Source organism: Paenibacillus sp. FSL H8-0048, from assembly GCF_038002825.1.
Lineage (GTDB): Bacteria > Bacillota > Bacilli > Paenibacillales > Paenibacillaceae > Paenibacillus_AQ.
In genome coordinates this window covers 2,359,433-2,378,619 of sequence record NZ_JBBODF010000001.1, presented here as the reverse complement: position 1 = coordinate 2,378,619, position 19,187 = coordinate 2,359,433, and the positions used below count along the sequence as shown (strand labels likewise).

Sequence of the window (19,187 nt, the reverse complement as noted above, 5' to 3'; positions counted from 1 at the left end):
GTACACCCAGACCCAGGAATTCAGGATTGGAGGATTTCCCCGATGGAATCACTTGAACAATATATCAATCAACTGACGGCTGCTGCACCGCGCACCTCTGCCTTTCGCAAGGATATCCCCTTTGCGGAGTGGCAGGCATCCCTTACAGCGAGGTTCATAGAGCGGCTGGGCGGATTTCCCGCTCAGAGGGCGGCGCTTGACCCGGTACAGCTGGAGCGGACAGTCTGCAGCGGATACATCCGCGAACGTATCGAGATCACCACCTATGAAGGACTTAGAATGGCCCTGTATCTCCTGATCCCGGAGCAGCCGGCAGGCTCTCCCTGCCCGGCTGTGCTGGCTATTCACGGGCATGGCTACGGCAGCCGCGAGATTACCGGCTTGAACCCGGACGGGTCGGAGCGGACGGGGGACCCGGGTCTGCATAAGGATTTTGCCGTCTCCCTGGTGAAGCAAGGCTTCGTCGTTGCCGCTCCAGAGGTACTCGGATTCGGAGACAGGCGTCTGGCTGAGGATCTCACCAGCGGCGAGCCTGGTCGTAATTCCTGCTTCCGCCTGTCCTCGGCGCTGCTGATGGCAGGGCAGACGATGGCAGGCTGCCGTATCTACGAGACGATGCGGGCGCTGGATTATCTGCAGGAGCGGGAAGAGGTTGACGGGGAACGGATCGGCATTATGGGCATCTCCGGCGGCGGGCTGGTGGCGGGCTTCACGGCTGCACTGGATGAACGGATCAGCAATGCGGTGGTCAGCGGCTATGCCAATACGTTCGAAGCCAGCATTCTCACCCGGCATCATTGTCTGGACAATTATATTCCGGGCATTCTGCTGGAGGCGGAGATGCCGGATCTGCTGGGCCTGATTGCTCCGCGCGGGCTGTTCCTGGAGGCGGGGGACGCTGATCCGCTGTTTGGTCCAGCCGGTGCGAGGCAGGCTCTGGACCGGTTAGAGCAAATCTATGCCGCAGAGGGCCATGTCGGGCAGCTTGCGGCGGATTTTTTCACAGGGGGTCATGAGATTCATGGGGAACCGGCGTATGCCTGGCTGCTTAAGCAGCTTGCCGGTCCGCAGGAGTAGGCGAACAGGTAGCGCAAATGACAGGAGGAATAAAGATGTCTATATCAGAAGCAGTAAGCACAGGCTTATCCCGCAGAATTGCGGATACCTTCATCGGACAATGCAATGAACAAGGGGAGCACGAGTATGTAATGGAGCGCTGGGCATATGTCCCCGGCATGCTGCTGATGTCAGTGGCCCGGGCGGGAATGCAGCATAACGAGCCTGAGTACCTCTCGTTCATGCAGCGGCATATGGACAGCTTCATCGGGGAGGATGGAAGCATCCGCTCCTATTCGCTGGAGGAATATAACCTGGATCAGATTAATCAGGGCAAGAATCTGTTCTGGCTGTACGCTCAGACGGGTGAGCAGCGCTATGCAGAAGCCGCCCATCTGCTGGCAGCGCAGCTAATCGGACAGCCCCGGACCTCTGAAGGCGGCTTCTGGCATAAAAAAATCTATCCCTTCCAGATGTGGCTGGACGGATTATACATGGCTTCGCCGTTCCTGGCCGAATATGGGGCAGTCTTCGGGCGTCCGGAGCTGATCGATGAAGCTGCCCGTCAGCTGCTGCTGATTGAGCGCAGAACCCGTGATCCGCGTACCGGCCTGTTCTATCACGGCTGGGATGAATCCCGGGAGCAGGAGTGGGCGGATTCCTCCACCGGATTGTCGGCCCATTTCTGGAGCCGGGCGATGGGCTGGTATGCGATGGCCGCCGTGGACTGCCTGGAGCACTTCCCGCTGACCCATCCGCAGCGCGGAACGGTGATGGGGATTTTTCAGCGGATGTGCGGTGCGCTGGTTGAGGTGCAGGATCAGGAGAGCGGCCTCTGGTATCAGGTGCTGGATCAGGCGGGACGCAAGGGCAACTACCTCGAAGCGACAGGCTCCTGCATGTTCGTCTATGCGATGGCCAAAGCCCTGCGGCTGCGTTATCTGGAGCCTTCCTTCAAGGTGGCGATGCTAAACAGCTATGAGGGAATCCTTAAGCATCTGGTGACCGAAGATGAACAAGGCGTTCATCTGCACAAGATCTGCCATGGGGCCGGGCTCAGTAAGGACCGCAACGGCTCCTACGACTACTACATTTCCGAAGCGGTTGTATCAGATGTACCTATGGGTGTAGCGCCGCTGCTGCTGGCTGCTCTTGAAGTGGAAAGGTACGTTGCCGGGCAATAACAGTCAGCGGAATAAGCATCGTTTATATCCAAAAGAATAATTAAAAGCTGCGGCTCCATCTATCCAGATTTCAGTGGACAGACGGAGCCGCAGTTTTATGCTTTTGTGACCGCAACTGATGCTGCATACTTGTCTATCTGCTTCTTGTGATGCTTGTCGTGGGAGATGAAATCTCGCAGATACCTGCGGATACTGAATTTCTTGCCGTCACCACCCGGATGATTCTGTTCAAGGGCCGTATCGTTGAAGGAGGCTGCAAGCCCGGTAATCTTGGTCCGGTACAGGACGAATTGCTGGATGGCTTCCTGCCGGGTTACTGTCCTTGCGTATAGAACCGCATTGGCATTGAATGCATTGAAGTCCAGATGTGCGGCTGTCAGCGGCAGGCCTTCTTGGATTTTGACCAGAGCCTCCTCATAAAAGTATTTGTCCCACAGCATGATGTGGCAAAGGAGATCCTGCAGGGACCATTTTCCCGCCTCCAGCGGAGCCTCCCAGTCTGCATCTTCCATGCTGTCCAGCGATTGAATATAGGGGATGAAGGATTCGAATTCAAGAATGAGCTGCTTGTTGGTTTTGGCTGCCATGATCATACCACCTTGTCTGTCAGATTGAATAAGAGTTTATACTACTCATTATAATAGGGGGAACTGGACCACCGCCTGTCAGGTTCAGAGAATTCATCTACTGGATGATATGACTAGAACCCGGCACGGACAGAGGGTATAATTTCAAATAGATGGTAGACAGAGTTAATTACGGGAGGTTCATTATGCAACAGAGGGTGCTGCTGATCGAGGATGATGAAGCGATCAGCGAAATGGTCTATTCTTATCTGACCAAAGAGGGCTATGAGGTGGAGATCGCATATGACGGGGATATGGCGGTGAGCAAGTTCCTGGGCGGGCTTACATACGATCTGGTGCTGCTGGATCTGATGCTGCCGAAGCGTAGCGGTACAGATGTGCTGCAGATTATCCGGAGCGGCAGCCTTGTGCCGGTGCTGATTATGTCGGCGAAGGACAGCGATGTGGACAAGGCGCTGGGGCTGGGCTTCGGTGCGGATGATTATATTACGAAGCCGTTCTCGATGATTGAGCTGGCAGCCCGGGTGAAGGCGGCAATCCGCCGGGCAGGCTATGCTGCAACTGGCAGCCAGGCTGCTGCCGGGAGCGGGGTGCAGGATGGCGGAGAGATACAGCCGGAGAAGGCGAAGGGTACCCGGCTGCGCGGACTGACCGTGGATCTGGATAATTTCTCCGTACGGAAGAACGGGCAAGAGCTGAAGCTGACCGCCAAGGAGTTCCACATCCTGAAGCTGTTCGTGAGCAGTCCGGGCCGGGTATTCACCAAGGCTCAGATCTACAGCCAAGTCTGGGAAGAGGATTATTATGGCGATGAGAATGTAATTAATGTACATATGCGCAGATTGCGCGAGAAAATCGAGGATGATCCCTCCCATCCAGAGTATATCAAGACGCTGTGGGGGATCGGCTACAAGCTGGGGGATGTGCTGCTGTGATCATTCTTTTGCTGGTTCTGGTTGTACTGTTGCTTGTGGTCACCACGCTGCAGTTCCTGAATTCACGGCAGCATGCCCGCCAGTTGGACTATATTCATCATAAGCTGGAGAGTATCATAGAAGGCGGATCGCATGAGCGGCTGCTCTTGATGAGCAGCAGTCCGCAGGTGCAGCAGCTGCTGACCGATCTGAACCGGCTGTTGGATGTTAATCATCAGGGAGCGGCTAAGCGAAGCAAGCTGGAGCAATCCATGCGCGGAATGCTGGCGAATGTATCGCATGATCTGAAGACGCCGCTGACGGTGGTGTTGGGTTATATTGAGACGCTGCTGCATGATGAGGCGATATCCAAGGAAGAGCAGGAACGTATGCTGAGGACGATTCATACCAAGGCCGGGGAGGTCATTGCGCTGATGAACCGGTTCTTCGATCTGGCCAAGCTGGAGTCGGGGGACCGGGATATCCCGCTCTCGCGGGTGGAGCTGGGCGAGATCTGCCGCCGGAATATTCTGGCCTTCTATGATCTGCTTAGTGAGAGCGGCACGGATGTGCAGATCGAGATCCCGGAAGAGCCGCTTCATATCATGGGCAACGATGAGGCGCTGGACCGGATTCTGACGAACCTGCTCTCCAATGCGATTACCTATGGTAATGCAGGGGGAGTGCTGGGGCTGAAGCTGTACCCGGCGGATGCAGGACGGGTCTGTATAGAAGTGTGGGACCGGGGCAAAGGCATCGCCGAAGGCCACGAGGATAAGGTGTTCGAGCGGCTGTACACCCTGGAGGATTCGCGCAACCGCGACTATCAGGGCAGCGGCCTGGGGCTGACGATTACGAAGCGGCTGACGGAGCAGATGAACGGCACCATTTCCCTGAGCAGCCAGCCGAATGTGCGTACGGCATTTACGCTCTCTTTTCCCAGACAGTCCTTCTGAAGCTTCTTAAGAATTAAGTAAGATTTCAGTAAGAAAAAAGCAAATTCCGCCCTGTAGAATAAATACCAGGAAGAACAAGACGAGGCTAAAGGGGATAACGGAAAATGACAATGATACTCCGGACATGGGATCTGACCAAGGTCTATGAGGATAAGGAAATTGTGAGCAGTGTGAATATGGAGATTAAGCAGGGTGAAATTTACGGGTTCTTAGGACCGAACGGCGCGGGCAAAACAACGGTGATGAAAATGATTACGAATCTGGTGAAGCCAACAGCGGGCGAGATTGAATTTGCCGGGGAGAAGATGACCCACCGCTCTTACGATATGCTGAAGCGCATGGGCAGCATTATTGAATACCCGGTGTTTTACGACAAGCTGAGTGCCCGCGAGAATCTGGCGCTGCATGGAGAGTATATGGGCTTTTATGATGCCAACGCGATAGAGGAAGCGCTCGAATTAGTGAAGCTGAGAGCGGTGGACAGCAAACCGGTGAAGAATTTCTCCCTCGGGATGAAGCAACGATTAGGAATTGCCAGAGCGGTCATGACCAAGCCGGAGCTGCTGATCCTCGATGAACCGATCAACGGGCTGGACCCGCTTGGAATCAAGGAGCTGCGCGAGGTGTTCCGTATGCTGAGCCGTGATTATGGCATGACGCTGCTGATCTCCAGCCACATTCTGGGCGAAATCGAGCAGATTGCCGACACGATCGGCGTAATCCGTGAAGGGGTGCTGGTAGAGCAGGTGGCAATGGATACGATTCGGAGTCAGCAAACCCAGTACATCGAGCTGGTGACAAGCGAGTGCACGAAGGCCGTCTTCGTCCTGGAGGGGAAGCTGGGCCTCCGCAATTACAAGGTGCTTGACCCGCGGACCATCCGTGTCTACGAGGATATCCCGCAGCTTGAGCTGAGCCGGGCCCTGTCCGCAGCAGAGGTGGAGCTGGAGAGTATGAGCAAGAAGCATCATTCGCTGGAGGATCATTTTGTGGAACTGATGGGGGGCGTCAACCATGCTTAAGTTAATCCGGCTGGAGCTGCGCAAGAGTAAATTCACTTTTCTTAAGGGCGTGCTGATTGCGGACCTGGCTATTCTGGGATTCATGCTTCTAATCGCATTTACGGGCATGAATGAAGGGGACTTTGCGACGTATAACGATTTATTTCAAGGGGTGTCTGTGTTTGTAAAAGCGACCTACATCATCTTCGCCTCCGTTCTGATCAGCAAGCTGGTCATCGACGAGTATAAGAATAATACAATCACAGTGCTGTTCATGTACCCCGTACCGCGTAAAATGCTCATGGCAGCCAAGCTGATTATTGTCTTTCTATTCACCTTCTTAAGTATTTGGCTGTCTAATATAGTGATCAGCAGTATTCTTGCAGGTGTCGGTTATTTCCTGCCCGATGTCATTCAAGGAGTGCTGACACAGAAGCTGTTGCTTACCCACCTGGTGACAACTGGAACAGATGCGCTCTATGCGGCCGGCATCGGACTGATTCCGTTATTCTTCGGGATGCGCCGTAAATCCGTATCGGCCACGATTGTCTCCGCTGTGCTGATTGTAATGCTGATCTCCTCGGGCTTCGGGAACTTCCGAATGGGCAACCTGCTCGGAATATCGATCACGCTTGCCCTGGCCGGTGCGTTCATTGCCTATCTCTCGATCCGCAAAATCGAGCATCAGGATGTAAGCTGAGGCTGCCGGAATCGAAGCCGTTTCTCTCCTGGAAATGAAGTGAACAGTGCGGTCCTCCAGCAGGACTTGCACTGTTTTTGTCGTTGCACAGTCTGCCCCAGTGCGATGTTTTTCTGGCGACCGCTTACGTTTTTTTTGCTATAATAGGAACTAATTCAGAGAGTTCTACATAATCAGAGCGTTTCTGCAGTCTTCGGACGCTAGCTATAGCATAGTTGAAGCAACAGCGGAGGAGGTGGGCTATGCTTAAAGACTGGGCTTCTATTCTGGACAACGCACTGTCAGGCGAAAGTACGTATAGAGCGTTGTTCGATCATCATCCAGACTTCATCATTGTGCTGGACAGGCAGGGGCGGTACAGGGACAGCAACCGGATGTTAAGTGCCGAGGAGGCAGACAGACTGAACGAATGCCGGATGCATCCGCCCGGAGAGGCTCATTTCGCATCTGCTCTGGCCGGGATTACATCGAGCTTCGAGCTGGCTGTGGAAGTCGCGGAAGGAAACGAAGGGACGGGCAGAGGGGCCGGCGGTACTGGAAGTGTGGTAAGTGCTGGTGCTGGAAGTGCGGGAAGTGCTAGTGCTGGAAGTACTGGTATGGGAGGTGCCGAGCGTGCAGTTATTACGGTAAGCTATGTGCCGCTTCACACAGACGAAGGCATTGCCGGTGTATTCGCTATCCTCCATGATCCCGGGAACCGGCCTCTTTCGAGTCTGCTGTGTAGCTGGGTGAGCATGAGCAGCAGACTTGCGGCAGGCGCTGAGCAGACTGTGCAGGCAGGAGACGGGGATTTTGTGTATGCAGATGAAATGGCTGCCACGAAGGATGACGATGAGCAGCCGCAGGCTGAATTCATCTTCGAGATGGCTGAGGACAAACGGCTCAGTCTCATTCTGAACTCTGTCTCTGCCGGAATTTTCGGCCTGGACAACCTGGGCAGGACCATCTTCATTAACCGTGAAGGGGCAGAGATGCTGGGCTACAAGCCGTCAGAGTTGACCGGGCTGCCGATGATGGAGATGATCCATTCCCTGCATGGAGGCGCGCCCCGCCATTCTCTGCTGGAGTGCCCCATTATGCGTACCCTGCAAGACGGAGTTACCCGCAGCATGGCGGATGAAGTCTTCTGGCGCAAGGATGGAACCAGCTTCTTCGTGAATTACCGGATCGCTCCGCTGCTGGACCGGGGGATGATTTGCGGTGTGGTTATTTCCTTCAGCGATATTACGAACGAGCGGGAAATTCTCCGCGCCAAGGAATCGGCAGAGCGGGCTGCACAGGCCAAGTCGGATTTCCTGGCGATGATGAGTCATGAGATCCGCACGCCGATGAACGGAATGATCGGCATGGCCGACCTGCTGCTGGAGACCGAGCTTGGGGAGGAACAGCGCAGCTACGCCGAGATTCTGCGCAGCAGCAGCTACAGTCTGCTGCAGATCCTCAATGACATCCTCGATTTCAGCAAAATGGAGGCCGGCAAGATGCCGCTGCAATCCGAACGCTTCGATCTGCGGGAGATGCTGGAGGGCATCATTGATCTGTTCACTCCCAAGGCAGAGGAGAAGAAGCTCTCCCTGCGCTGGTGGGCAGATACCACTGTGCCGGACATTGTCATGACCGATCCGAGCCGGCTGCGCCAGATTATCGTCAATCTGGTTGGCAACGCGCTGAAATTCACCGATCGGGGCAGTGTCACCTTGTCAGTCAAGAACATCCCGCTGCCCGCCTCACCGGAATATCTGCTGGAGTTCTCGGTCCGCGATACCGGAGTAGGCATTGCCGACAGCAAGCTGAATCTGCTCTTCCAGTCCTTCTCCCAGCTGCATCCGTCCATTAACCGCAAATACGGCGGAACCGGACTGGGGCTTGCTATCTGCAAGCAGCTCGTGGAGCTGATGGGCGGAACGATTTTCGTGGAGAGCGAGGAGGAGCGGGGATCGATCTTCCGGTTTATGCTGCCTTTTATGAAGGAAGAGCCGGAGCCTGAGATACCCTCCTGAGGCTTAGCCGGGGGCTGACGCTCACTTCTATTCTTGTGTTCACATATATCCAGTCAAGCAACTGTATTCTCAACGATCAAGCCAGACAACCCGTTCTCCAAGATACAGTGGGAGCGGGTTATTTCTGTTCGTTGTATCCACTCTGAGACATGGGTAGCGCAAAGCATTGGATTTCTGCTTGTTGCATTATAAACAGATTATAGTAAAATCAGAAAGTGCCATTTCCAAATTCTTCTTACAAGGGGGAGTAACATGCAAGAGCAGATGTCACGTACGAATAAGGCGGCTTGGGAGACAAAAGCCTATCAGGCTTGGACTCAGTACCATGGTTCACCTGAGGAGCTTGCAGTGCAGCTGCAGCAGGACCCCGTACATACGCTGCGGTATTGGCTTAAGTACACGGGCGATCCGTCAGGCTTGAAGGTGTTGAATCTGCTTGGCTCTCACGGCAGGAAGGCTATTTGCTTCGCTCTTCTGGGAGCTGAAGCCACGGTTGTAGACATTTCGGAAGAGAACCGTATATACGCCTGTGAAGTAGCGGAGTCGGCAGGGGTGAAGCTGAATTACATCTGTGCAGACGCCATGAATATCCCCGAAGAAGAAGCCTTAGGAACGTTCGATGTAGTGCTGATGGAGTTTGGGATTTTGCATTTTTTCACTGATTTAAATGCGGTGTTTGCCTTGGTCCGCAGAAGACTGAAGCCAGGAGGCCGGCTTCTGCTGACCGATTTCCATCCGTTCGCCAGGGCATGGCTGAATACTAAGACGCTTCAGCATCCCACAGGCAATTATTTTGACGATACGCTTAGAACAGGGGAGGTTGCTTTTGCGAAGCTGCTTCCTGAAGAGGAACGTGCCGGGCTGCCACAGGTGGTGACACGTAGCTGGACGCTGGGGGATATCTTAACCTCCATAGCTTCCCAAGGGTTATCGATCCGCGCCTTCGAAGAAATCCCAAGCGCCGAAGATCCGAGATTCCCCGAATTTTACACGCTGGTTGCTGATGCGGCCGAGGGGCCGGTGAGAACGTTATATCTTGATAGGACAACTTAATAGTATCCAGCAAAAAAACAGCAGGTCTCCATTTGGGGACCTGCTGCTGTCACCGTGGCACATGAGCCAAATGTAATCGAAAAACCGATCACATTGTGAGATCGTGAGGCAAGTGAGCCAAATGTAATCGAAAAACCGATTACATTGCGCAATTGTGAGGCAAGTGAGCCAAATGTAATCGAAAAACCGATTACATTGCGCAATTGTGAGGCAAGTGAGCCAAATGTAATCGAAAAACCGATTACATTGTGAGATCGCGAGGCAAGTGAGCCAAATGTAATCGAAAAACCGATTACATTGCGCAATCGTGAGGCAAGTGGACTAAATGTAATCGAAAAACCGATTACATTGCGCAATCGTGAGGCAAGTGGGGCCACATGCGATCTGTGAGCGTACAGCTTTAGCGCATATACATCAGACCCACCGTAGCAGGTCCACAGTGGCTCCCGATGACACAGCCGGCATGAATGACGGCGATTTCCGCAACACCGGTCTGCGCGCGCAGCGCAGTCTCCAGCATCTTGGCATCCTCTTCTGCCAGCGTATGGGCAATAATGAGCAGCTCCTTGTCCATATCGGCGGCATTCACAAGCGCATGCTGGAGCATCTGCTCCACCGCTTTCTCCTTCTTGCCGCGGATGCGGGCAACAGGAACAATGGCTCCGTCCACCAGCCGCAGAACCGGACGGATCTTCAGCAGGCTGCCGATGAAGTTCTGCATCCCTGAGCAGCGTCCGCCCATGTATAAGTAGTCCAGCGTGTCGACCACGAATTCCGATTCCACCCGGCTGCGGGCTTCGGTAATCATCGCTGCGATGTTGGCAGCGCTCTCGCCCGTGGCTGCGGCACGGGCAGCCTTCATGACCAGCAGCGCGATTCCGCCGCATAAGGTCTCAGAATCGACGACATGCACCCGGCCCTCCGGGAATTCACCCGCTGCCAGCAGTGCATTCTGATATGTAGAGGATAGAGCAGACGACAGACTGATGTATACGATATCATGGCCGCTGTCGATCACCGGCTGAAAAGCAGTGATGAAGTCACCGGGGGAAGGGGCGGCTGTCTTGGGCAGAGCGCCTCTTGCGGCCACCCTGCGGTACACTTCCTCAGGGGTAATCTCTACCCCATCCTTGAATGTGCCATCCTCAAAGACGACATATAACGGAACAATGCCGATATCATACGTGTCCTTCCAGCCTTGCGGCAAATCGGAAGTGCTGTCTGAAAAGATTTTTACGATAGACATGAATATCTCCTTCACCGATCTCGGATGAGAATACACTAGATTAAGAAAACTATAATCTATTTATTATACCAAGCTTGGGAAGAATCTCAAAACAAAAAAATGTAACCTGCCAGCCACACAGCACCCCCGCCCATGCCAAAACGGCCTCACCGTCCATGTTAGACAGCGAAGCCGTTCCCGGATACCACATTCAGCCTTGCAGTGCTTATTTCTTCATCACCGGAATCCATACTTCACACACAAAATCCTCAGAGTTCGTATCGCCGGGCGGGTATACCTCAATCTCAGGCCCGCCGGTATGCTCGTAGCCGGTTCCCGGGAACCATTCCTGGTAGATCCGCTGCCAAACCCCTTGGATCGCATGCGGCAAAGCACCCTCGGACCGGAAGACCGCCCAGCTGGCGGCCGGAACAACAGCTGTCTCATACCCCTGTGCATCCGTCTCCGGCGTTCCTTCCACTCCGATCCAGTAAGTAAGCATTTCCTTCTCCATATCCATGTTCATACAGATGCCAAGCCACTCGCGGGAGGAACTAAGCTCAATCAGCTTGTCGGAAGTGCCGTCCTCATTGCATTCGTCCCAGAACTGCGGGATTCTGCGGAAATTCTCCCCCTCACGGGTAGTGACCTCCATTGATTTGCCGATAACGGTAAAAGCTGGTTTATCCACGATTTTATAGTCCATGTCCTGATCTCCCTTCAATGATAGGTGGAACGAGATGCGGGGGAAGGCTTTGAGCTGGACGCCCGGTTTACGCGCTTCCGAAGGAGTAATCCCATGCGCCTTGCGGAACGCCTTGGCGAAGGACTCCGGCGATTCATATCCGTATTTCAGTGCCACATCCAGCACACGAACCTTGGATACGGCCAGCTCCTGGGCGGCCAGCGTCAATCTGCGCTTGCGGATATAGTCGGCCACGGTGAAGCCGGTCAGCATACTGAACATGCGCTGGAAGTGGAACGGTGAGACATAAGCTACCTCAGCCACATCCTCGATACGCAGCGTTTCAGTCATTTTGAGCTCCATATAGTCCAGTGCGTTCTTCATTCGGATCAGCCATTCCAAAGCTCCCCATCTCCTTCTGAAATCATCCTATCATACTACCGCACGTATGTTCCTGTTATTCTCTGCTCATTAGTGACAGGCTTCGTCCGGCGTTCTATCCACCTATGATGTCATATTTGAAGGAGTTTGTCAGTATTCGTAATGCTAACCGATCCGGCAGACTCTGGCCTCGTAAGGGCGGAGGGTGCTGCGGTCCATGACTGCGGGCTCCTCTGCATAATTGCCGATGATCGTTGCGGTGACGGCATTCAGCTCCTCAGTTAGTCCGATAGTCTGCGGGGTATCACTGAAGTTAAGCAGAATCAGCCACTTTTCACCTTCCAGGGTGCGGGTATAGGCATAGATATATTCATGCTCCGGCAGCAGCAGCTCATAATCGCCATAGACCATAATCAGATGCTGCTTGCGCAGCCGAATCAACTGCTGATAATAGTAAAATACCGAGTCCGCATCAGCCAGCGCCTGCTCCACATTGATCTCCGTATAGCGCGGATTGAGCTTCAGCCACGGAGTTCCGGCGGTGAATCCGGCATTGGCTGAAGCGTCCCACTGCATCGGCGTGCGGGCATTATCGCGGCCTTTGGTATGAATCGCCTGGAGAATGGTGTCATGGTCTGCGCCGCCTTCGGTCACCTTTTCCCGGTACATATTGAGAATCTCGATATCCTTATAGTCTTCAAGCACGGGGAACTTCACATTGGTCATGCCGATTTCCTCGCCCTGATAGATGTAAGGCGTGCCTTTGAGCGTGTGCAGCAGGGTGGCCAGCATTTTGGCCGATTGGACCCGGTATTTGCCGTCATCTCCGAACCGGGAGACCATCCGCGGCTGATCATGGTTGTTGAGATAGAGGCTGTTCCAGCCCTTGTCTGCAAGCCCCACCTGCCATTTATGCAAAATATCGCGCAGACCCTTCAGCGTCCACGGCACGACATTCCATTTGCCGCCCGGGCCGGAATCGACGTCCATATGCTCGAACTGGAATACCATCTGCAGCTCATGACGGTCTTCGTCCGTGTAGAGAATGGCGTCCTCGACAGTGGCTCCCGGGGTCTCGCCAACGGTCATTACCTCATATTTGGAGAGGACCTCACGGTTCATCTCCTGCAGATATTCATGGACCCGGGGGCCGTTCATGTAGTACTCTCCGCCGCCCGCCAGCTCGCCCGGGGCCAGATCCTCATGCTGCACCGAAGGCAGACCCTCCACCTTGGAGATCAGGTTAATGACATCCATCCGTAGCCCGTCGACACCCTTGTCGAGCCAGAAGGCAATCATTTTGTAAAGCGCCTCACGCAGCCGCGGATTCTCCCAGTTCAGATCCGGCTGCTTGCGCGAGAAAAGGTGGAGATAATATTCGCCGGTCGCCTCATCCCGCTCCCAGGCGGGTCCGCTGAAGATGGAGCTCCAGTTGTTCGGCAACGCGCCGTCCGGTCCGCCGGGACGCCAGATGTAATAATCCCGGTAGGGATTATCCTTCGAAGAGCGGGATTCCGCGAACCAGGCGTGCTCGTCCGAGGAATGGTTGATGACAAGATCCATCATCAGCTTCATGCCGCGTTCATGCAGTCCGGCGAGCAGCTCCTCCCAGTCCCGCAGCGTACCGAACTCATCCATAATATCCTCGTAATCGCTAATATCGTAACCATTGTCGTCATTCGGCGATTTGTAGACCGGCGACAGCCAGACGACAGTAACGCCCAGCTTCTGCAGATAATCCAGCCGGGAGATGATACCCTGCAGATCGCCGATGCCGTCTCCATTGCTGTCCTGGAAGCTGCGCGGGTAGATCTGGTAGACTACGGCTTCTTTCCAAAAGGCTCTTTTCATTGGGGGACGCTCCTTCTAGTGGTATTTAAAATTTAGTTACAAAATGGTATCAGCGGCAGTGTTGGCTCCAAGGAAGATTTGGAGTTCCGGCCGCTGTTGTCCCCAGATTTCCTGATTTAACCGCTATTCGCGGTAGAAATCCGGTGACAAAGGCGGACGCTATCGCTCCTACACTTCCAAATTTCCTTTCCGCCTTTCCTGCTGAATTAATTTTCAATAACAAATTTCAAAAAAGCCCCGAAGAAGCTAATATCTTCGGGGCTGATACAATTACACCGTGACGGAAGCGCCCCCGGCACTGACGCTGCCCAGTCCGTTCACCGTATACTCCTTGCCGTGAATGGTGAGCGAGGCTGGAACCTCGGTTTCGTTGCTGACGGTAACCAGTGCATCGGTCACGGTCACTTTTAGCCGTGAGCCGCGGAACATGATTTTGAACGAATAAGAGGTCCAGTGTCCCGGGTTAGACGGGTTCAGCACGAGCCGGTCATTCAGCACACGAAGTCCGCCGAAGCCATGGACAACCGACATCCACGTGCCCGCCATGCTGGTGGTATGGCAGCCATCCTCCGTATCGTTATTGTAATTGTCGAGATCCAGCCGCGAGGTCCGCAGGTACATCTCATATGCCTTCTCCTTGTAGCCCAGCTCACAGGCCAGAATGGCATGGATGCAAGGGGAGAGGGAGGACTCATGCACGGTAATCGGCTCGTAGAAGTCGAAGTTACGCTTCTTGGTCTCCAGATCATATCGGTCGCCGAGGAAGTAGAGTCCCTGAAGCACATCCGCCTGCTTGATGAAGCAAGAGCGCAGAATCCGGTCCCATGACCATTTCTGGTTCAGCGGCAGGTTCTCCGGCAGCACATCCTTGACCTGGATGATCTCCTTGTCGAGGAAGCCGTCCTGCTGGAGGAAGATGCCGCGTTCCTCGTCAGCCGGATAGTACATTTTGGCGATAATCTCATTCCACTTGGCCGTTTCGCTCTCCAGCAGCTCCAGCTTATCAGCCAGTTCGGCGTAACGCGTACCCTCATTCTCCTGCAAATAGGCAAGTGCCTCCAATGTGTATTCCATCGTCCAGGCGGCCATCCGGTTCGTGTACCAGTTGTTATTGACGTTATTCTCGTATTCATTCGGGCCGGTGACGCCCAGCATGACGTATTTGTCCTTATGCGCCACATAATTCACACGCTCCTCCCAGAAGCGCGCAATCTCGACCAGCACCTCCAGGCCGTATTGGCCCAGATAAGCCTTGTCGCCGGTATAATTCACATAGTTATAGATGGCATAAGCAATCGCGCCGTTGCGGTGAATCTCCTCGAACGTAATCTCCCACTCGTTGTGGCACTCCTCACCGTTCATCGTGACCATCGGGTAGAGCGCGCCTTTGCGGTAGCCGAGCTTGCGGGCGTTCTCCTTGGCCTTCTCCAGATGCTTGTAGCGGTAAATCAGCAGATTGCGGGCAATCGAGGAGTCGGCGGTACTGAGATAGAACGGCACACAATAAGCTTCCGTATCCCAGTAGGTGCTGCCGCCGTATTTTTCCCCGGTGAAGCCCTTCGGTCCGATGTTGAGCCGGTCGTCCTCGCCCGTATAGGTCTGATTCAGCTGGAAAATATTGAACCGGATCGCCTGCTGCGCCGACACATCACCTTCAATAATAATGTCGCTTTCCTTCCACTTGTCGCCCCAAGCCGCAGCCTGTTCCGTGAGTAGTGCCACAAACCCCGCCTCCCGCGCACTCTGAAGTGCAGCCGATGCGGCATCCGTGAGCTGTCCCAGTCCGTAATTGCGGGAGGTAACATTCGCAGCATACTTATAAATAACCAGTTGGTCACCGGATTGTACTTGAACGTTCGCTGTACTGCCCACATATTTGTCTTGCTCCAGCACTTCAGCTTCGGCAGCAACCGGCTCCCCATTCAGCAGAATATCGAAGGCGAAGGCGGAGGTGACGTGGAAATCGAGCTTTTTGGTCTTTAGGGTCAAATGCCCGCCTTCTGGTCCGGCCTTCTTCTCCACCTCGTTCCAGAATTTCTCGTCATAGTTGGCATCCTTGTTCTTGATATCGCCGTCCAGGTATGGGGTTACGGTGATTTCGCCGGAGAAGTTCAGCGGGCTGATGGAATAGCGGATCGCCCCGATCTCATGGCGGACCATGCTGACAATCCGGATGCTCTCTACCTTGACTTCTTTGCCGTCCTGGGTGGTTGCGGTGAAGCTGCGGGAGAGCGTGCCTTCCTTCATATTGAGTACCCGGCGGAATTCGCTGACTGTGCATTCGGCCAGATCCAGCGGCGTCCCGTCCAGCTCGATGTTGATGCCGATCCAGTTAGTGCTGTTCAGCACTTTGGCAAAATACTCCGGGTACCCGTTCTTCCACCAGCCGACCCGTGTTTTGTCTGGGTAGTAGACGCCAGCCATGTAGCTGCCTTGCAGACTGGGTCCGCTATACTGCTCCTCGAAGTTGGCTCTGCCGCCCATGTATCCGTTCCCGATACTAAATACGCTTTCGGATATTTCCTGGGTCTGCGGATCAAAGGACTCTTCGATAATGGACCATTCGTTGATTGTTAAGTATTGTTTCATGATTTTGGCTCCTTTAAGGGGGATGGGGATAGAAAATGAACCGTGTGTCTTAGTCTCGCCGGTCCGTGCAGGCCGCTCCGAATGCGAAAGGATGTTATGATCGCTGTTGTCCTCAGATGCCTTTATTGAACGGATGATCTCAACTAACGAGTGCATGGAGTAATGTACGCTTTCCGCACCCGGAGCGAAGCTCAGGGGCTTAGACTTAAAGTTAGTTGTATTCTGTGCATTTAAAAGGTGCGATTAGAGGGACTGGAGTCGTATAACTGTAGTCTGTACAACTAAATCTGCCGTAAAAGGTCATATCAGCCTTAAGGTGATAACATAATTGTACAAAGTACAACTAAGCGGATAACCGGGGGCTAAATTAGCAAATTAGTTGTACAAAGTACAGTTAGGCTATCCGGCGGGCTAGAGATGCCGCTTGAGCGGAAAGGCTCACGGCTAGGCTCAGCCTCTGTTACTATTCGTCATACAGTGGCAAAAGATTCCTTCAGCGTGGCAACTGTGAGCTGCTGCAGGGAAGGGACGACGAGTGTTGCTTCGCCTAGCGTCTCGGGGGAACCGATGCCTACGCTGCGCATACCGGCGCGGGAAGCGGCCAGGATGCCGGCTGCGGCATCCTCGAAGACTACACAGTGTGCGGGAGCGGTGTTCAGAGCCTTCGCGCCCAGCAGGAAGACCTCCGGGTCCGGCTTGGCCGCGCTTGTATGCGTGCCGTCAATGATGGCATCGAAGTATGGGGTCAGGCCGGTATTGTTCAAGATGGTCATTGCATTCTTACTGGCTGAGCCTAGGGCTACCTTGATGCCGCCTGTCCGGCATTCCTTCAGGAAGTCCAGAGCGCCGGGGAGAATCTCCGAGCTGTCCATCTTGGCGATGTACTCGACATAACGGTTATTCTTCTGCTCTGCAAGCCGTGCTTTCTCGTCTTCGCCAAGCGTGATGCCGCCGATCTCCAGCAGGATGTTGAGCGAGGCGGCCCGGCTGACCCCCTTGAGCCGCTCGTTATTCTGCTCAGTGAAGACAAATCCAAGCTCTGCGGCCAGCTCCCTCCAGGCAATATAGTGGTACCGGGCAGTGTCCACGAGAACGCCGTCCAGATCGAACAGGCAGGCTTTGATATCAGACATGGTTGTTCCTCCTACGAAGTATTAGTGAATCAATATATGTGTATATGGACATCGCCCCAAATGGGCGGAATTCCTGCAACTTATGCAACTTTCACTGCCGAATTGTGCCCATGTCGAGGAAATCCTGCACAAAGTACAACAATCGGTGAGCGTTACGCGCCAAACAGGCGAGAATCCTGCACTATGTGCAACATTTGTCTGCAGATCATGCCCTGCTTAGGGAAGTCCTGCAAAAAGTGCAACATTTGTCTGCGGATCAGCAGTTTTTCGAACATTCTAATCATTAGCGCAAACGTTTGAACAAATTGCGAAAAAATAAATGAAGCACCATAAGCTTCATTCATCTTTCTTGTTCCTGTCTTATTTCCCCTGGGAATACATCGAGGATTCGCGGACAATCAGGCGGTGGGGAATGACAAAACGGTTCGTATATCCGTCCTGGTTCTCCGGCTTCTGAATACTCTGGATCAGCACCTGTGATGCCGTGTAGCCCAGATGATAGATCCCGATATCAATGCTGCTGATCGGCGGACTGGACAATTCCGAGAGCGGGATGTTGTTGAAGCTGACAATCGCCAGATCCTCGGGCACCTTGTACTTCAGCTCATTCAACCCGCGCAATACGCCGAAAGAGACCATATCATCCACCGCAACAAGCGCGGTCGGGCGGTTCGGAAGATTCATGAAGAAGGACATCGCCCTATAGCCGCTGTCCTGCAGGAATTCACCTTCGACAATCCATTCCTCGCGCATCTCCAGGCCCTTGCTCTGCATCGCTTTGCGGTAGCCCTCCAGACGGTCGCGCGATACGATCAGATTCGGCGGTCCGCTGACGAAGCCGATGCGCTCATGTCCCATCGCAATGAGATGATTCGTCGCATCGAAGGCCGCCATGACATTATCATTATCCACCGAGAGGATATCCTCGTAACGGTCGCTTCGTCCCACCAGGACAAACGGATAGTCGCCCGCCTGCAAGAAATCAATGACCGCATCATCCTTGCGGGAGTACAGCAGAATCACACCGTCTACGCGGCGTCCCTTGAGCAGGCGGGAGACCGCTTCCAGCTCCTCCTTCTCGTTGGCACCCGAGCTGATCAGCACATCGTAGCCGGAGCGGCTGGACTGGGTAACGATCCCACGGATCAGTTCCATAAAAAACAGGTTAGAGAACAGCTCCTCTGCAGGCTTCGGAAGAATGATGCAGATGCTGTTCGTTGTTTTGGAAACCAGACTCTTGGCCATCATGTTCGGGGTGTAGCCCATTTCTTCCATAATCACTTTGACCTTACGGGAAGTTTCCAAGCTGATTCTGGGATGGCCTGACAACACCCGGGACACCGTGGAGGGAGAGACCCCCGCTTTCTTGGCAACGTCCTTAATGGTAACTGTCATAGAAACCTCCTAATGGAACCGTTTGCTTTACACAGTAATATTAATCGAAGTGGGGATGATTGTAAATAGAGAAACCCTGAACAAGGCATAATTCCGGCGAATAGCGGGTCTCTTACCTGTGAAGCAGAAGGTACTGCAATTCTTGATGTTGCATAAGGATATGCGCAAATTTGTGCAATTTTTAAAGCAATGGTGTGCAAATCAAGCAGAAGGTGAGCTTCACAGTCTTCTTAAAATAGTTGTTGACAGTTACTTTTCTGATGATTTAGTATTTTAACGAATTGTAGCAAGCGTTTACAAAAGTTGATTTCATGCAGGATTCCGAAGCTATAACCATGTGAGTCCAGAAAAAAAGTTCTTCGATGACATTTTTGCAAACGTTTGCGCAGAGTATGTCCTTGTTGATGGTGGGCTTCGTATTTTGATAATCGAAAGGGGGCAGGCAATTACGTATTAACGGGTCGCATCTACAGCAAA

At 53.6% G+C, this 19,187-nt stretch carries 17 protein-coding genes; 9 read left to right on the top strand and 8 right to left on the bottom strand.

The window, feature by feature from the left end:
* Nucleotides 1-42: 42 nt before the first annotated feature.
* Nucleotides 43-1,077 (top strand): dienelactone hydrolase family protein, encoded by a 1,035-nt coding sequence (locus tag NSU18_RS10305; protein WP_341019980.1) that lies wholly within the window; start codon nt 43-45, stop codon nt 1,075-1,077.
* Between the two features lie 35 nt (nt 1,078-1,112).
* Nucleotides 1,113-2,240 (top strand): glycoside hydrolase family 88/105 protein, encoded by a 1,128-nt coding sequence (locus NSU18_RS10300; RefSeq protein ID WP_341148941.1) that lies wholly within the window; start codon nt 1,113-1,115, stop codon nt 2,238-2,240.
* A gap of 95 nt (nt 2,241-2,335) precedes the next feature.
* Here NSU18_RS10300 and NSU18_RS10295 read toward each other — a convergent pair whose 3' ends face one another.
* Nucleotides 2,336-2,827 (bottom strand): DinB family protein, encoded by a 492-nt coding sequence (locus tag NSU18_RS10295; protein ID WP_341148940.1) that lies wholly within the window; start codon nt 2,825-2,827, stop codon nt 2,336-2,338.
* A gap of 185 nt (nt 2,828-3,012) precedes the next feature.
* On the opposite strand from NSU18_RS10295, the gene NSU18_RS10290 reads away from it, so the two are divergent.
* From NSU18_RS10290 to NSU18_RS10265, 6 genes are all read left to right on the top strand, one after another.
* Nucleotides 3,013-3,762: a response regulator transcription factor gene (locus NSU18_RS10290; RefSeq protein WP_341148939.1), complete on the top strand. Its 750-nt coding sequence runs from the start codon at nt 3,013-3,015 to the stop codon at nt 3,760-3,762.
* A complete protein-coding gene (locus tag NSU18_RS10285) occupies nt 3,759-4,697 on the top strand; it encodes a sensor histidine kinase (RefSeq protein ID WP_341019985.1) in 939 nt (312 codons plus the stop codon). The genes NSU18_RS10290 and NSU18_RS10285 overlap by 4 nt, the downstream gene beginning before the upstream one ends.
* 104 nt (nt 4,698-4,801) lie before the next feature.
* Nucleotides 4,802-5,719 (top strand): ABC transporter ATP-binding protein, encoded by a 918-nt coding sequence (locus tag NSU18_RS10280; RefSeq protein WP_341019986.1) that lies wholly within the window; start codon nt 4,802-4,804, stop codon nt 5,717-5,719.
* On the top strand, nt 5,712-6,398 hold the full coding sequence (locus NSU18_RS10275; protein ID WP_341148938.1) for an ABC transporter permease: 687 nt from the start codon (nt 5,712-5,714) through the stop codon (nt 6,396-6,398). Before NSU18_RS10280 ends, NSU18_RS10275 begins: the two co-directional genes overlap by 8 nt.
* Before the next feature lie 242 nt (nt 6,399-6,640).
* Nucleotides 6,641-8,398, top strand: a complete 1,758-nt coding sequence (locus NSU18_RS10270) for a PAS domain-containing sensor histidine kinase (protein ID WP_341148937.1) — start codon at nt 6,641-6,643, stop codon at nt 8,396-8,398.
* A 252-nt stretch (nt 8,399-8,650) separates the two neighbouring features.
* Complete coding sequence (locus NSU18_RS10265; RefSeq protein WP_341019990.1) at nt 8,651-9,451, top strand: class I SAM-dependent methyltransferase; 801 nt, start codon at nt 8,651-8,653, stop codon at nt 9,449-9,451.
* A 400-nt stretch (nt 9,452-9,851) separates the two neighbouring features.
* Here NSU18_RS10265 and NSU18_RS10260 read toward each other — a convergent pair whose 3' ends face one another.
* From NSU18_RS10260 to NSU18_RS10230, 7 genes are all read right to left on the bottom strand, one after another.
* Nucleotides 9,852-10,697, bottom strand: coding sequence for a DegV family protein (locus NSU18_RS10260; protein ID WP_341148936.1), 846 nt, complete (start codon nt 10,695-10,697; stop codon nt 9,852-9,854).
* Nucleotides 10,698-10,902: 205 nt separating this feature from the next.
* Nucleotides 10,903-11,763 carry an AraC family transcriptional regulator gene (locus NSU18_RS10255; protein WP_341019992.1) on the bottom strand — a complete coding sequence of 287 codons (861 nt, stop codon included), beginning with the start codon at nt 11,761-11,763 and terminating at the stop codon, nt 10,903-10,905.
* Nucleotides 11,764-11,907: 144 nt separating this feature from the next.
* A complete protein-coding gene (locus tag NSU18_RS10250; RefSeq protein WP_341148935.1) occupies nt 11,908-13,593 on the bottom strand; it encodes a glycoside hydrolase family 13 protein in 1,686 nt (561 codons plus the stop codon).
* 270 nt (nt 13,594-13,863) lie between these two features.
* A complete protein-coding gene (locus tag NSU18_RS10245; RefSeq protein ID WP_341148934.1) occupies nt 13,864-16,182 on the bottom strand; it encodes a glycoside hydrolase family 65 protein in 2,319 nt (772 codons plus the stop codon).
* Nucleotides 16,183-16,652: 470 nt separating this feature from the next.
* Entirely contained in the window at nt 16,653-17,315 is a 663-nt protein-coding gene (gene pgmB / locus NSU18_RS10240) for a beta-phosphoglucomutase (RefSeq protein WP_341148933.1), read from the bottom strand.
* 152 nt (nt 17,316-17,467) lie between these two features.
* Nucleotides 17,468-17,659, bottom strand: coding sequence for a hypothetical protein (locus tag NSU18_RS10235; protein ID WP_341148932.1), 192 nt, complete (start codon nt 17,657-17,659; stop codon nt 17,468-17,470).
* A 16-nt stretch (nt 17,660-17,675) separates the two neighbouring features.
* Entirely contained in the window at nt 17,676-18,710 is a 1,035-nt protein-coding gene (locus NSU18_RS10230) for a LacI family DNA-binding transcriptional regulator (RefSeq protein WP_341148931.1), read from the bottom strand.
* Between the two features lie 145 nt (nt 18,711-18,855).
* On the opposite strand from NSU18_RS10230, the gene NSU18_RS10225 reads away from it, so the two are divergent.
* On the top strand, nt 18,856-18,987 hold the full coding sequence (locus NSU18_RS10225; protein WP_341148930.1) for a hypothetical protein: 132 nt from the start codon (nt 18,856-18,858) through the stop codon (nt 18,985-18,987).
* The last annotated feature ends 200 nt before the right edge of the window (nt 18,988-19,187 follow it).

Excerpts from the sequence above, each read along its gene's own strand:
- NSU18_RS10305 (WP_341019980.1), top strand. The coding sequence starts at position 43 with ATGGAATCACTTGAACAATATATCAATCAACTGACGGCTGCTGCACCG.
- NSU18_RS10300 (WP_341148941.1), top strand. The coding sequence starts at position 1,113 with ATGTCTATATCAGAAGCAGTAAGCACAGGCTTATCCCGCAGAATTGCG.
- NSU18_RS10295 (WP_341148940.1), bottom strand. The coding sequence starts at position 2,827 with ATGGCAGCCAAAACCAACAAGCAGCTCATTCTTGAATTCGAATCCTTC.
- NSU18_RS10290 (WP_341148939.1), top strand. The coding sequence starts at position 3,013 with ATGCAACAGAGGGTGCTGCTGATCGAGGATGATGAAGCGATCAGCGAA.
- NSU18_RS10280 (WP_341019986.1), top strand. The coding sequence starts at position 4,802 with ATGACAATGATACTCCGGACATGGGATCTGACCAAGGTCTATGAGGAT.
- NSU18_RS10275 (WP_341148938.1), top strand. The coding sequence starts at position 5,712 with ATGCTTAAGTTAATCCGGCTGGAGCTGCGCAAGAGTAAATTCACTTTT.
- NSU18_RS10270 (WP_341148937.1), top strand. The coding sequence starts at position 6,641 with ATGCTTAAAGACTGGGCTTCTATTCTGGACAACGCACTGTCAGGCGAA.
- NSU18_RS10265 (WP_341019990.1), top strand. The coding sequence starts at position 8,651 with ATGCAAGAGCAGATGTCACGTACGAATAAGGCGGCTTGGGAGACAAAA.
- NSU18_RS10260 (WP_341148936.1), bottom strand. The coding sequence starts at position 10,697 with ATGTCTATCGTAAAAATCTTTTCAGACAGCACTTCCGATTTGCCGCAA.
- NSU18_RS10250 (WP_341148935.1), bottom strand. The coding sequence starts at position 13,593 with ATGAAAAGAGCCTTTTGGAAAGAAGCCGTAGTCTACCAGATCTACCCG.
- NSU18_RS10245 (WP_341148934.1), bottom strand. The coding sequence starts at position 16,182 with ATGAAACAATACTTAACAATCAACGAATGGTCCATTATCGAAGAGTCC.
- pgmB (WP_341148933.1), bottom strand. The coding sequence starts at position 17,315 with ATGTCTGATATCAAAGCCTGCCTGTTCGATCTGGACGGCGTTCTCGTG.
- NSU18_RS10235 (WP_341148932.1), bottom strand. The coding sequence starts at position 17,659 with ATGAATGAAGCTTATGGTGCTTCATTTATTTTTTCGCAATTTGTTCAA.
- NSU18_RS10230 (WP_341148931.1), bottom strand. The coding sequence starts at position 18,710 with ATGACAGTTACCATTAAGGACGTTGCCAAGAAAGCGGGGGTCTCTCCC.
- NSU18_RS10225 (WP_341148930.1), top strand. The coding sequence starts at position 18,856 with ATGTTGCATAAGGATATGCGCAAATTTGTGCAATTTTTAAAGCAATGG.